The sequence below is a fragment of the Aliiroseovarius crassostreae genome (assembly GCF_001307765.1).
Classification (GTDB): domain Bacteria; phylum Pseudomonadota; class Alphaproteobacteria; order Rhodobacterales; family Rhodobacteraceae; genus Aliiroseovarius; species Aliiroseovarius crassostreae.
Genome location: NZ_LKBA01000004.1, coordinates 529,725 through 542,356, shown reverse-complemented (window position 1 = coordinate 542,356; position 12,632 = coordinate 529,725). Strand labels below are relative to the sequence as shown.

The 12,632-nt window shown below is 61.3% G+C and carries 10 protein-coding genes; 3 read left to right on the top strand and 7 right to left on the bottom strand.

Features of this window, described 5'->3' with window-relative positions; translation table 11 throughout:
- Window positions 1-10: 10 nt before the first annotated feature.
- From atpA to AKJ29_RS04815, 4 genes are all read right to left on the bottom strand, one after another.
- Complete coding sequence (atpA, locus tag AKJ29_RS04830; RefSeq protein WP_055188432.1) at window positions 11-1,549, bottom strand: F0F1 ATP synthase subunit alpha; 1,539 nt, start codon at window positions 1,547-1,549, stop codon at window positions 11-13.
- Window positions 1,549-2,115: a F0F1 ATP synthase subunit delta gene (locus AKJ29_RS04825; RefSeq protein ID WP_055188430.1), complete on the bottom strand. Its 567-nt coding sequence runs from the start codon at window positions 2,113-2,115 to the stop codon at window positions 1,549-1,551. Before AKJ29_RS04825 ends, atpA begins: the two co-directional genes overlap by 1 nt.
- A 484-nt stretch (window positions 2,116-2,599) precedes the next feature.
- Entirely contained in the window at window positions 2,600-3,364 is a 765-nt protein-coding gene (locus AKJ29_RS04820; protein ID WP_055188427.1) for a class I SAM-dependent methyltransferase, read from the bottom strand.
- Window positions 3,365-3,668: 304 nt separating this feature from the next.
- Complete coding sequence (locus AKJ29_RS04815) at window positions 3,669-4,361, bottom strand: DUF938 domain-containing protein (protein WP_139231299.1); 693 nt, start codon at window positions 4,359-4,361, stop codon at window positions 3,669-3,671.
- 77 nt (window positions 4,362-4,438) lie between these two features.
- Here AKJ29_RS04815 and gloB point away from each other — a divergent pair, with 77 nt between their 5' ends.
- The 3 genes from gloB to AKJ29_RS04800 all read left to right on the top strand — a co-directional run bounded on the left by gloB (window position 4,439) and on the right by AKJ29_RS04800 (window position 8,831).
- Window positions 4,439-5,203: a hydroxyacylglutathione hydrolase gene (gene gloB, locus AKJ29_RS04810; RefSeq protein ID WP_055188423.1), complete on the top strand. Its 765-nt coding sequence runs from the start codon at window positions 4,439-4,441 to the stop codon at window positions 5,201-5,203.
- Window positions 5,204-5,481: 278 nt separating this feature from the next.
- The gene (gene clpA / locus AKJ29_RS04805) at window positions 5,482-7,806 is read left to right on the top strand and encodes an ATP-dependent Clp protease ATP-binding subunit ClpA (protein WP_055188421.1); all 2,325 of its coding nucleotides are present in this window, start codon (window positions 5,482-5,484) and stop codon (window positions 7,804-7,806) included.
- Window positions 7,807-7,826: 20 nt separating this feature from the next.
- Window positions 7,827-8,831 carry a M23 family metallopeptidase gene (locus AKJ29_RS04800; RefSeq protein WP_055188419.1) on the top strand — a complete coding sequence of 335 codons (1,005 nt, stop codon included), beginning with the start codon at window positions 7,827-7,829 and terminating at the stop codon, window positions 8,829-8,831.
- A 133-nt stretch (window positions 8,832-8,964) separates the two neighbouring features.
- On the opposite strand, the gene AKJ29_RS04795 is transcribed toward AKJ29_RS04800, so the two are convergent.
- From AKJ29_RS04795 to AKJ29_RS04785, 3 genes are all read right to left on the bottom strand, one after another.
- On the bottom strand, window positions 8,965-10,701 hold the full coding sequence (locus tag AKJ29_RS04795; protein WP_055188417.1) for a peptidoglycan -binding protein: 1,737 nt from the start codon (window positions 10,699-10,701) through the stop codon (window positions 8,965-8,967).
- Window positions 10,702-10,704: 3 nt separating this feature from the next.
- Entirely contained in the window at window positions 10,705-11,961 is a 1,257-nt protein-coding gene (locus tag AKJ29_RS04790) for a biopolymer transporter ExbB (protein WP_235477270.1), read from the bottom strand.
- Window positions 11,962-12,076: 115 nt separating this feature from the next.
- Window positions 12,077-12,619, bottom strand: coding sequence for a gamma-glutamylcyclotransferase (locus AKJ29_RS04785; protein WP_175502251.1), 543 nt, complete (start codon window positions 12,617-12,619; stop codon window positions 12,077-12,079).
- Window positions 12,620-12,632 lie beyond the last annotated feature (13 nt).

Sequence of the window (12,632 nt, the reverse complement as noted above, 5' to 3'; positions counted from 1 at the left end):
TGAGCCCCCCTTAAGCGAAGTCAGCGGCGAACGCGTCCAGCGCAGCTTTGACTTTGTCTTCCAGCTCACCTTTAACCTTGCGGTCATTGTTGGTGATATCTGCCAGCAGGTCTGCGTGGTTCGAACGCAGGTGGTTCAGAAGACCAGCTTCGAAACGACCCACTTCCGACACGTCGATCTTGTCGAGGTAACCGTTGGTCCCGGCAAAGATCACGCAGACAATCTCTGCGTTGGTCAGCGGCGAGTACTGGGCCTGCTTCATCAGCTCGGTCAGGCGTGCACCACGGTTCAGGAGCTGCTGGGTTGCGGCATCGAGGTCCGAGCCGAACTGAGCAAAGGCTGCCATCTCGCGATACTGAGCCAGCGACAGTTTCACCGGGCCGGCAACCGAAGACATCGCTTTGGTCTGGGCCGAGGAGCCAACGCGCGACACCGACAGACCGGTGTTCACAGCGGGACGGATCCCTTGGTAGAACAGCTCGGTTTCCAGGAAGATCTGGCCGTCGGTGATCGAGATCACGTTGGTCGGAATAAACGCGGACACGTCGCCGCCCTGGGTTTCGATGATCGGCAGAGCGGTCAGCGAACCGGCACCGAAATCTTCGTTCAGCTTGGCCGAACGTTCCAGCAGGCGCGAGTGAAGATAGAAAACGTCACCCGGATAGGCTTCACGTCCCGGCGGACGGCGCAGAAGCAGCGACATCTGACGATAGGACACAGCCTGTTTCGACAGGTCATCATAGATGATCAGCGCGTGGCGGCCATTGTCACGGAAGTGCTCGGCCATGGCGGTTGCGGCATAGGGTGCCAGGAACTGCATGGGGGCCGGGTCGGATGCAGTTGCAGCCACAACGATCGAATATTCAATCGCGCCGGTTTCTTCCAGTTTCTTCACCAGCTGGGCAACGGTCGAACGCTTTTGGCCAACAGCCACATACACACAGTACAGCTTTTTCGACTCATCGTCGCCCGCGGCGTCGTTGTAGGATTTCTGGTTCAGGATCGCGTCCAGAGCAACGGCGGTTTTACCGGTCTGACGGTCACCAATGATCAGCTCGCGCTGGCCACGGCCGATCGGGATCATAGCGTCAACCGATTTCAGGCCGGTTGCCATCGGTTCGTGAACCGATTTGCGCGGGATGATGCCCGGTGCTTTCACATCCGCCACGCCACGCTTTTTCGCGTTCAGCGGGCCTTTGCCGTCGATCGGGTTGCCCAGACCGTCCACAACGCGACCCAGAAGTTCGTCACCGGTGGGCACGTCCACAATGGCGTTCGTGCGCTTAACGGTGTCGCCTTCTTTAATGTCGCGGTCCGAACCGAAGATAACAACACCAACGTTGTCGGCTTCCAGGTTCAGGGCCATCCCGCGGATACCACCGGGGAATTCGACCATTTCACCGGCCTGGATGTTGTCCAGACCGTGCACGCGGGCAATACCGTCACCGACGGAGAGCACACGACCAACTTCAGCGACTTCGGCGTCCAGGCCAAAGTTCTTGATCTGGTCCTTAAGGATCGCAGAGATTTCTGCTGCTTGGATACCCATTATCCGACCTCTTTCATGGAATTCTGCAATGCATTGAGCTTGGCTTTGATCGACGTATCGATCATGCGCGAGCCCACTTTCACGACGAGGCCGCCGATGAGGCTTTCATCAACGGCCACATTCACTTTCACATCCTTGCCGATGGAGCCCGTGAGCGCCTTGGCAAGCTTGTCTTGTTGCGCCTTGGTCATAGCCTTGGCCGAAGTCACCTCTGCGGTCACCTCACCCTTGTCCTCGGCGATCAGCGCGCGCAGCGCGGCGACCAGTTGAGGCAATGCAAACAAACGACGCTTCTGGGCCATCAGACCCAACGTGTTTGCCACCATTGGCGAAAGTTTCATTTTCTTGGCGATGGCGGCGATTGCGGCGCCCTGCTCTTCGCGGGTTACAACCGGCGAAGTGATCAGGTTGCGGAAATCGGCACTATCGGCGAGAGCTGCGTCCAGGGCGTCGATATCCCCTTCCACAGCTTTCAGGTCTTTGCCTTCCTTAGCCAGTTCGAAAACGGCCGTGGCATATCGCTGGGCAATTCCAGCAGAGATCGCGACTGGTTCGGACACGTCCACCCTTCCGATGTCTTGAGCCCCATTGTGACGTGCCGTTCAGCACATCGGGGCGGCCTACAGATGCCGCGGTTTTCGCGTGTCATCTAAATCGGGTCGGGATGTAGCAAGGAATTCCCAATCTCGCAACAGGCTTGCACGGGTTTAACGCCAACATAATACCGTTCTGACGCCCTTAGACGCAATCTGTCGCAGTCAGACCCCTATGCGCATGGGGAAATCTGGAAAAACCGGAAAAAAGTCATAACGAGTCGTTTTTGGCATACAGTTGCATACAGAAAAGCATTTCACAGGTTAAATCGTTTCCCAATTGCCACAGTGCGCGCCCTCCATGCCCTATTTCAGCGGCCATTCAACATGTGATTCTCGCCATTTTCAGGACGATTTGCGACCCCCACGCAGAGCTGCCCCACCAACCGGAGGCCTGAACTCCCGCCCCATCCAACAGGTGCCGCGCAGTGAGTATTGTCCAAAGATCATCCGGAAATCACCCGGAGGTCCTCGGCGCCGTGGGTTCCGGCACCCCCATCCCCTCAAGCACCTTCAGCGGCTTGCGCACCCGCTGCGCCAGGCCCGGACGGCGCGGGGCCGGGATCTGTTTTGACACTTCCACCATCAGCACGCCCCCCGCCATCACCACTGGCAACTGCTGCCCGGCGCGTTCCCAGAAATTCCCGGTCTTGAGCCAGAATCGGCGCGACGAAGGGGGCTGATAAAGTGCGGACAGATGCCGCTCAACGTTAAAGCCATATGTCTTGAGCTGCGCCTCCAGCTGCCCCGCCGAATAGGGCCGGCCATAACCAAACGGTGTCTTGTCTGAGCGCGCCCAAAGCCCGGCCCGGTTCGGCACCACAAACAGCGCCCGCCCACCGGGGCCAAGCACCCGATAACATTCGTCCAGCAGGAAGGCCGGGTTTTCGCTTGTCTCCAGCCCGTGCATCAGCACCAGCCGATCCACCACCCCGTTTTCGAGCGGCCAGATCGTATCCTCAACCAGCGCGGCCACATTGGCCATCCCCGCAGGCCAGGGCATCACCCCCTGCGGGGCAGGCATCAACCCCATCACCCGGCGCGCGGTCTTCAGATAGGGGCGCAGCAAAGGCACCGCAAAACCGAACCCCGCCACGGTCTGCCCCTTGCAGCGTTCGGGTGGCCACAGCGCCACCACCTTGTCACGCACCGCCTTCTGCGCCGAACGGCCCAGCGTGCTGCGGTAATAAAAATTGCGAAGGTCTTGCACATCAAGATGCATGGGTGGCCTTTGAATGGCGGATCTTCCCCGCACGATAGCGCACCCGGCGAGAAATGCCAGCACTCACAATCCGTTCAACAAAAGCTGTGTCGGTAAAACCGATCTGCCGCGCCCCCGGCACTCAAGCCCCGGCAGCTTTCCTCCCGCGCCCCGGCCCAACCCCGGCTTGGAAACCCAAGGACCGGCTCAGCTTATTTTCTGGTCAGAAATATCCCGGGGTGAGGACGAAGTCCGAGGGGCAGCGCCCCTTTTCCAACCGCCCCTTTTCCAACCACCCAGCCTCAGGACTGGCGAGGGGGGCAGTTCACGCCGTCTTCTCGAACACGCAAAGAAGGTTGTTGGCCGGCATCTCGATCAGGGCAAGCCGCGTGAGGCCACCCCCCTCAGCCAGCCGGGTCACATCTTCGATGGCCTTATAGCCAATCGCGGCATCGCTGCCACGCAAGCGGGCGTCAAAGGCGCGATCCCCGTCGGACCGGAACTGTCCGCCCATCCGAAACGGGCCATAAAGGCACCACCGCCCGCCTTTTTCCAACGAGCGCGCCACCCCGGCCACCACTTCGCGCAGGGCCTCGTCGCTGATCAGATGCAACAGGTTTACGGTCATCAGCACGTCAAACCCCTCCACCTTCCAGCCCGGTGCGCTGGCATCCAGGAACTGCGCAATCCGCATATTGCGATGGCCCGTCCGGGCCCGCCAGGCATCGATACTGTCAAGCCGCTCTGGCGCGATATCGGTGGGTTGCCAGACGATGCCAGGAAAGGCCCCGGCATAGGCAATGGCATGTTCGCCGGTCCCGGAGGCCAGTTCCAGCCCATAGCCACGTTCCGGCAGATAGGGGGCAATGGCGTCAAGGATCGGGGGAATATTGCGTGCGGCAGACTGGGCTGACAGGCGTACATCATCGCGCGCCGCTGTCCCCTCCGGGCCAGCGGGATGGGCCGTGGAATGGGGCACCTCTCCGACCATGCGCCGCTCCGTTCTGCATCCAGTCACATATTGTCCTGTGTCTCAGTATTGTGTCCCGGCGGCAATTGCGCAAGACTGGTTGTCCACGTGATGAAAGGCCCTCCATGCTAACCCTTGTGACCCTGCCCTGCCTGACCGACAATTACGCCTATCTTCTGCATGATGATGAAACCGGGGCGACCGCGGCGATTGATGTGCCGGAGGCGGCCCCGATCCTGCGCGAACTGAAAATGCGCGCCTGGCACCTGAGCGAGATCTGGTTGACCCATCACCACTGGGATCACATTGATGGCGTGGCTGATCTTGTGGCCGCCACCGGCGCCCCGGTTCTGGGGGCGGCTGCCGATGCCCACCGCCTGCCCCCGCTGGCCAGGGCTGTTTCGCCCGGAGAGACGTTCCTGTTCGGGTCCCATACGGTCGACATCCTTGACGTGCCCGGCCATACAATTGGGCATATCGCCTTTCACGTCCCGGCTGCCCGCGCCGCCTTTACCGGCGACAGCCTGATGGTGATGGGCTGTGGTCGCCTGTTCGAAGGCAGTCCCGAGCAGATGTGGCACAGCCTGTCTGCCCTTGCAAAACTGCCCGCCGATACCAATATCTGTTCCGGCCATGAATACACGGCCTCCAACGCCGCCTTCGCGGTCACCATCGAACCAGACAACGCCGCCCTTGCCGCCCGCCGGCAGGATATCGACAAGGCGCGCGCGCAGCGCCTGCCCACCGTTCCGGCCCCGCTGTCGCTTGAACTCGCCACCAACCCGTTCCTGCGTGCCCATCTGCCCGAGGTGAAAGCCGCCCTTGGCATGACAGGTGCCGCTGATGTCGATGTGTTTGCCGAAATTCGGCACCGAAAAGACACGTTTTGACGTTTTCAACAATTCACGAGTTCAGTTTTCCCGAAAAATCGCGTATCATATCAATATCTTGAGCAGCTTGCGCAGCGCTTGGGATGAGGGGTTTCGCTGTTGCCTCCGCCTGTCGGGACCAATAGAAGACCGTTAATCTTCACGGTAAATTCCCAGAAAATTGACATAAAACCCCTTGAAGAAGCGCCGGGAAAACCGAAACTTAAACATATGAGGCCAATCTGGGGGAAATTGACCCCAAGCAGGGAAGCCTGTGCAGATTACGAGGAGAATGCCACGTGCCGTCCTTTTCTAAACCGCTGGAAGACGCCATTCACCACGCGCTTGCGCTGGCCAATGAGCGAAAACATGAACTGGCCACGCTGGAGCATCTGCTGCTGGCCCTGATTGACGAACCTGACGCCGCACGGGTGATGCAGGCCTGTTCGGTCGATCTGAACGCCCTGCGCAAGGATCTGCTGGAATTCATCGAAACCGAGCTTGCGACCCTGATCACCGATGTCGACGGCAATGAGGCCGTGCCGACCGCCGCCTTCCAGCGGGTGATCCAGCGGGCCGCCATCCATGTGCAAAGCTCGGGCCGCACCGAAGTGACCGGGGCAAATGTGCTGGTTGCGATCTTTGCCGAACGCGAATCCAACGCCGCCTTTTTCCTGCAAGAACAGGACATGACCCGCTATGACGCGGTGAATTACATCGCCCATGGCGTGGCAAAAGATCCCGAATTCGGAGAGCCCCGGCCAATCACCGGCACCCCCGATTTCGACGAGGACATGTCCGAAGCGCAGCCGGTTGAGGAAAAGGAAACCGCCCTGGGCAAATATTGTGTCGATCTCAATGCAAAAGCCCGCGAAGGCGAGATTGACCCGCTGATCGGTCGCGACCACGAAGTTGAACGGGCCATTCAGGTCCTGTGTCGCCGCCGCAAGAACAACCCGCTTCTGGTGGGCGATCCCGGCGTGGGCAAGACCGCCATTGCCGAAGGGCTGGCCACCAAGATCGTTGGCGGGCAAACCCCTGAAATCCTGTCAGAAACCACGATCTACTCGCTCGACATGGGCGCGCTTCTGGCAGGCACCCGCTATCGCGGCGACTTTGAAGAGCGGCTGAAGGCGGTGATGAAAGAGCTGGAAGATCATCCTGACGCGGTGCTATTCATCGACGAGATCCATACGGTGATCGGTGCGGGCGCCACCTCGGGCGGGGCGATGGATGCCTCGAACCTGCTCAAACCTGCCCTTCAGGGCGGCAAGCTGCGCTGCATGGGCTCCACCACCTACAAGGAGTTCCGCCAGCATTTCGAAAAAGACCGCGCCCTGTCGCGCCGGTTCCAGAAAATCGATATCAATGAACCGTCGGTCGAAGATGCGGTGAAGATCCTCAAGGGGCTGAAACCCTATTTCGAAGAACATCACGGGGTCAGCTTCACCGCGGATGCCATCAAATCAGCCGTGGAACTGTCCGACCGCTATGTGAATGACCGCAAATTGCCGGACAAGGCGATTGATGTGATTGACGAAGCTGGCGCGGCCCAGCACCTCCTGCCCAAGGACAAGCGCAAGACCTCGATCGGCGTGACCGAAATTGAAGCCGTGGTCGCCAAGATCGCCCGGATCCCGCCGAAAACCGTGTCCAAGGATGATGCGGAAACCCTGCGTGATCTGGAAAAATCGCTCAAGCGGGTGGTGTTTGGACAGGACAAGGCGATTGAGGCACTGTCCTCGGCCATCAAACTGGCCCGTGCCGGGCTGCGCGAGCCGGAAAAACCCATCGGCAACTACCTGTTTGCCGGCCCCACCGGCGTCGGCAAGACCGAGGTCGCCAAACAGCTTGCCGACAATCTCGGCGTGGAGCTTCTGCGCTTCGACATGTCGGAATATATGGAGAAACACGCCGTTTCCCGCCTGATCGGGGCCCCTCCCGGCTATGTCGGGTTTGATCAGGGCGGCCTCCTGACCGATGGCGTGGATCAGCATCCGCATTGCGTGCTGCTTCTCGATGAGATGGAAAAGGCCCATCCGGATGTCTACAACATCCTGCTGCAGGTCATGGATAATGGCGAACTGACCGATCACAACGGCCGCACCGTCAGCTTCCGCAACGTGGTGCTGATCATGACCTCGAACGCAGGGGCGTCAGAACAGGCCAAGGCGGCCGTGGGCTTTGGCCGAGAGCGACGCGAAGGCGAAGACACCGCCGCGATTGAACGCACCTTCACGCCGGAATTCCGCAACCGTCTGGACGCGGTGATCAGCTTTGCGCCACTGGGCAAAGAGGTGATCTTGCAAGTGGTCGAAAAATTCGTGCTGCAACTGGAGGCCCAGCTTCTGGATCGCGGTGTGACCATCGAACTGACCCGCGCGGCGGCTGAATGGATCGCCGACAAGGGCTATGACGACCGGATGGGCGCCCGCCCGCTGGGTCGGGTGATCCAGGAACATATCAAGAAGCCGCTGGCAGAAGAGCTCCTGTTCGGCAAGCTGTCCAAGGGCGGCATGGTGCAGGTCGGCATCAAGGGCGGCGAATTGGAGCTGCGTATCGAGAAGCCGAAAAAGCCGCAGCTGGGATCCCGTAAAAAGCCCCCGCTGCTCACCGCGGACTGATGCGGAAAACCGAATGTCTGATGATCCTTGCCCTGGCCGCAGCCCCCGCTGCGGCCTTTGCGGATACCAGGCGGACGGAAATAGGGGCAGCGGAGCCAAGAGGACCAAAATTTGCCCAGCCGGTTGATTGTGTCCTGGGCGAAAGCTGTTTCATCCTGAACCTCACAGATGCGGACCCCGGCGAGGGTGTGGCCGATTACACCTGCGGCCCGCGCAGCTACGACGGGCATAAGGGCACGGATTTCGCCCTGCCCTCTCAAGCGGCAATGCGAAGGGGTGTGACTGTGCTCGCCGCAGCGCCCGGCCGGGTCAAGGGATGGCGGGACGGCATGAAGGATGCGCTTTACGGATCCGAAGGCGCCCCAGATGTGAGCGGGCGTGAATGCGGAAACGGGGTTGTGATTGACCATGGCGGTGGTTGGGAAAGCCAGTATTGCCATATGGCCCAGGGTTCGGTGACAGTGCAAACCGGCGACAAGATCCGGATGGGTCAGGAGCTCGGCCGGGTTGGTCTGTCCGGCAAGACGCAATACCCACATCTGCACCTGTCCCTGCGCAAGGATGGGAAAGTGGTGGATCCGTTTCACCCTGACGCAGCTTTTGCAGCACCGACCAAATGCCTCTCACCCGACCGATCAGACGGGCAGCTCTGGCTGACCCCGATCCCCTACCCGACCGGCGGCATCGCCAGCACCGGATTTGCCACCGATATCCCCCAATTTGACGAGATCAAGCAGGGCGCCCCCCCTATCACCCCCCTCCCCGCAGACGGCCCGGCCCTAGTGGGTTGGAGCATGGTTTACGGCCCACGCCAGGGGGACATTCTGCACCTGCGCATTGAAGGCCCCTCAGGGATGGTGGGCGAGCAGAAGATCGAGATGACCAAAACGCAGGTTCTGGCCTTTCGCGCCTTTGGCAAAAAGACCCGCACGGCGTGGCCTGAGGGAATGTATCGGCTGGACAGCTGGATGATCCGGGCGGGCAGGGTGATTGATGCCACCTCAACCGAGGTTGCGGTCCGCTGAAACGGGCAGACCAGACGCGGCGGGACGCGTCCTGACCGCAGGGGCCGCATAAGGTGAGCCGCGGAATAGACGAAGGCCGCCCCCTCCCGAAACACCGTCGCAAGCCCCCCAAAACCACTGGCGGCCGGCCCTCTTATCGCTCTGTCAGTTTCAGCTCAATCCGCCGGTTCTGCGCGCGTGCCACTTCGGTATCTGCGGGGTTCACCGGGCGGTATTCCCCAAAACCGGTGGCGGCCAGCCGGTTCGGCGGAAAGCCCAGATCGTCAATCATGTATTCCACCACCGACAGGGCGCGGGCCTGGCTGAGCGCCCAGTTGTTGCGAAACACCCCCGTCCCGGACAGAGGCTGATTGTCGGTATGCCCATCGACGCGGATCACCCAATCCACTTCGGGCGGGATCAAATCCGCCACCTCGGACAACAGCGCAGCCACCTTGGCCACCTGCGCCTGTCCCGCAGGTTTCAGCACCGCATCCCCCGACGAAAACAGCACTTCAGAGGAGAACACAAACCGGTCCCCAACAATCTGCACCCCTTCCCGATCCCCAAGAACCTGACGTAGTTTCCCAAAGAATTCAGATCTGTAGGCGGCGAGCTCCTTGGCTTCCTCTTCCAAACGCCGACGTTCCGCCTCTTCCAACGCGGCGCGTTTGCGTTCCTCGGCGGCGACCCGCGCCAGTGCCGCATTCAGCTCGGTGCCCAGTTTCTGGATCTGCACCTGCGCGCGTTCATCGCGTTCATTTCCTGCATCCAGTATCGCCTGCAAGGATCCAAGCTGCGCGCGCAATGCCGCCACCTGTTCATTGAGCAGGGCCACCTGGCGCTGCGCCTCGGCAGAGCTGGCCTCTTCTTCGGACAAGGCCAAATTGGCCACCGCCAGCAGGCGCTTTTGCTCCTCCGCTTCCGACAGGGCCACCTCGGCGCGGGTTTCTGCGGCGAGCCGCTCGGCAAGGGCTGCGCGCAGTTCTTCGCCCAGCCGTTTGGCGTCCGCCCCTTCGGATTTCAGCGCCTCAAGCTCCAGCATCGCGGCCGCCAGACGGGCATCCAGATCCACCCCGGCCGCTTTTGCCGCCGCCAGCAGCGTCAGCGTTTCCTCGGCCTCTTTGCGGCTTGCTTCCAGCGCGAGGGTCATCGCGGTCAGCTCCGCATCGGCATTTTCAAGCTGCGCGCGAAGCGCCTCGGCGGCGGCGGCTTCGGCAAGGCGCCCGGCCTCTTCTTCGCTTAACGCCTTTTGCCCCTCCGCCACGTCAGCCTCAAGGCGGGCCACCAGCGCCTCCAGTGCTTCGCGCTTGGCTGCTGCCAGCCGCGCGGCTTCGACGCCGGCGTCAATCTCATCGCGGGCCTGGGCCAGCGCGAGTTGCAACGCCTCCTGATCTGAAATCAGCGCGGCTTTGGCGGCCTCAAGATCTTCAATCGTTGCGGCCATTTGCGTGCCCGCAGCAAGGGCCTCATCGCGTTGCGACAGGAGGGCGGCGACCTGCACCTCGAAGCTGGTGATCTGGGCGGACTGGGCGGCGATCTGCTCTTCCTGTGCTGTGGTCTGCGCGGTGAGCTGGGCAATCAGCGCGGTCTGGGCATCGGCAATATTGCGCGCCTCGGACAGGGTTGCGCTGAGCCGCCCGACCTGCCCTTCCAGATCCGCAGACCGGGTGCGTTCCAGCCCCAGCGCATCAGCAAGTTCGGCCACCTGTAGGCTCAGCTCATCCAGCTCATGCGCCTGACCTGAGATGGTTTCGCGCAGGACAAACTGCACCACCATAAAGATGGTCAGCACGAAAAACAGCACCAGAAGCAGCGCGGTCATCGCGTCGACAAAGCCGGGCCAGATTGACCCGCTGACCCGATTGGTGGAGCGCCGCGACATGGCCATGGGTTACACCTGACCCTCTGTTTCGTCCTGCCCGGCCGCCACGCGGATCACCTGGATCAGGGTCCCCAGATCCTGGCGCAGTTCCGCCATGCTTTCCTGACGCCCGGCCTGCATTTCTTCCAGCAGGCGCAGCATCTGCACGTCGATCGAGCGCAGGCGCATTCGGCTTTCGGCATCGGGATGGGTGCCCACTTCGCCCTGCCCTTCGAGCGCGTTGATCACCCGGCCCTGCCCGTCGATCATCTGTTTCATGGCAAGGTTGAGGTCGGTCAGCTGCGCGAGATGCGGGGTCAGGTCAGGGGCAGGGATCGGGGCGGGCTGGTGCTGTGTGGCGTCGATCTTTTCCGTCAACGCATGGACCTGGCCCGCAAGCTCGCCCAGCCGCGCATCCAGTTTCGCCCGGTTCGCATCGGTCTGCAGAAACATCGCCTGCATTGCCTCGACCTGTTCGGCCATGGTGGAAAGATAGGCAACCGCGGCGCTGTCCCCGTCCCCCTCTGCAGGGACGATGGACAATTTGGTGATGGTGGACAGCCACTCCTCAAGCTCGCGGTAGAAACGGTTCTGACCATGGCCTGCAAACAGCTCCATCAGCCCCACAACCAGCGACCCGGCCAGGCCGAGAAGGGAGGAGGAAAAGGCCGTTCCCATGCCGCCCAGCTGCTCTTCCAGCCCGCTCATCAGGCGGTTGAACACCTCAACCCCGCCTTCATCGCCAGACGGCGCGAGCGAGCCGATGGTCTTCACAACTGCGGGCACGGTGGTGGCGAGGCCGAAAAATGTCCCCAGAAGTCCAAGGAAAATCAGCAGGTTGACAATGTAACGCGTGATATCACGGGCCTCATCAATGCGCGTGGCCACACTGTCGAGGATCGAGCGCGATGACGAGGCCCCGATCTGCAGCCGCGCCCCACGGGTCGACAGCAGCTTGGCCAGGGCCGCGAGCAGGCGTGGCGCGCCATCCGGGTTGGTCCCTTCACGCTCGCCCACAAATCCCTCGATCCAGATCACCGAGGCCGCCACCTGCCAGACCTGCCAGAAACAGGCCAGAAGGCCAACCACGAAGACCAGAGCGATAAAGGCATTGAGATAAAGATTGGCAAGGAAGACCGGCAGCACCTGCGGCAGGGCGACAAAGCCCCCGAAGCCCACAAGGCCCAACACCACCAGCATCACAAAGATCTGGCGGAAAGGTTGAGAAAATTGCGGCTCGGCCCCTTTGCGGCGCGTCATGGACGACCTGCTATCTGGCTCTTTCATCGGGTATTTTCCCTATCGCCTGAATGTTTTGCGGTCAGGATAGGGGGGATTGGGCGCCCTGCCAAGCGCGAATGCGGTTCGGGAAAACTGGGGGCCGATCGGGGGGCCGATGCGGTCAGAGGGCTTCGGTAATTTCGCGCACACGGGCCGCAAGCCAGCTGAGATCCGGGTCTTCAATCCCCAGCGTCGCCAGATGGTCAGCGGTATTGTAAAGATAATCGGTATTGGGGCCGCGCCCACCAACGGCAGTGGCGATGATATGGGCCTGGTCCAACAGGTCGATATGGCAGTATTGCACATGATCGGGGTCGATCACATAGGTCACGGCCTCGACCTCGCGCCCATCGGCCAGGGTGATTTTCAGGGTTTTCTCAAGATAGGCAGAGGAGACCAGCTCGCGCTCGCGCAGCTCTGCCATGGTCTTGTCCTCGCGTCCCGGGGTGACGCGAAAGGCCACGCCCTGACAGGACGCCCCCGCCTCCTTGTCAAGCGCCAGCACAAGACCGGGCTTTTCCTCGGTGCCGCGATGATGGATCGAGCGCATGCAGAAAGACCGGTGATACCCCGCAAGGGTCGCGATCACGGTTTCATCATGATCAAAACCCGGATGCCAGATCAGTGACCCGTAACCAAAGACCCACAATTCGGAATTGCCCATGCCCATACCCTTT

Excerpts from the sequence above, each read along its gene's own strand:
- gloB (WP_055188423.1), top strand. The coding sequence starts at position 4,439 with ATGCTAACCCTTGTGACCCTGCCCTGCCTGACCGACAATTACGCCTAT.
- AKJ29_RS04820 (WP_055188427.1), bottom strand. The coding sequence starts at position 3,364 with ATGCATCTTGATGTGCAAGACCTTCGCAATTTTTATTACCGCAGCACG.
- AKJ29_RS04795 (WP_055188417.1), bottom strand. The coding sequence starts at position 10,701 with ATGGCCATGTCGCGGCGCTCCACCAATCGGGTCAGCGGGTCAATCTGG.
- AKJ29_RS04790 (WP_235477270.1), bottom strand. The coding sequence starts at position 11,961 with ATGAAAGAGCCAGATAGCAGGTCGTCCATGACGCGCCGCAAAGGGGCC.
- AKJ29_RS04800 (WP_055188419.1), top strand. The coding sequence starts at position 7,827 with ATGATCCTTGCCCTGGCCGCAGCCCCCGCTGCGGCCTTTGCGGATACC.
- AKJ29_RS04785 (WP_175502251.1), bottom strand. The coding sequence starts at position 12,619 with ATGGGCAATTCCGAATTGTGGGTCTTTGGTTACGGGTCACTGATCTGG.
- atpA (WP_055188432.1), bottom strand. The coding sequence starts at position 1,549 with ATGGGTATCCAAGCAGCAGAAATCTCTGCGATCCTTAAGGACCAGATC.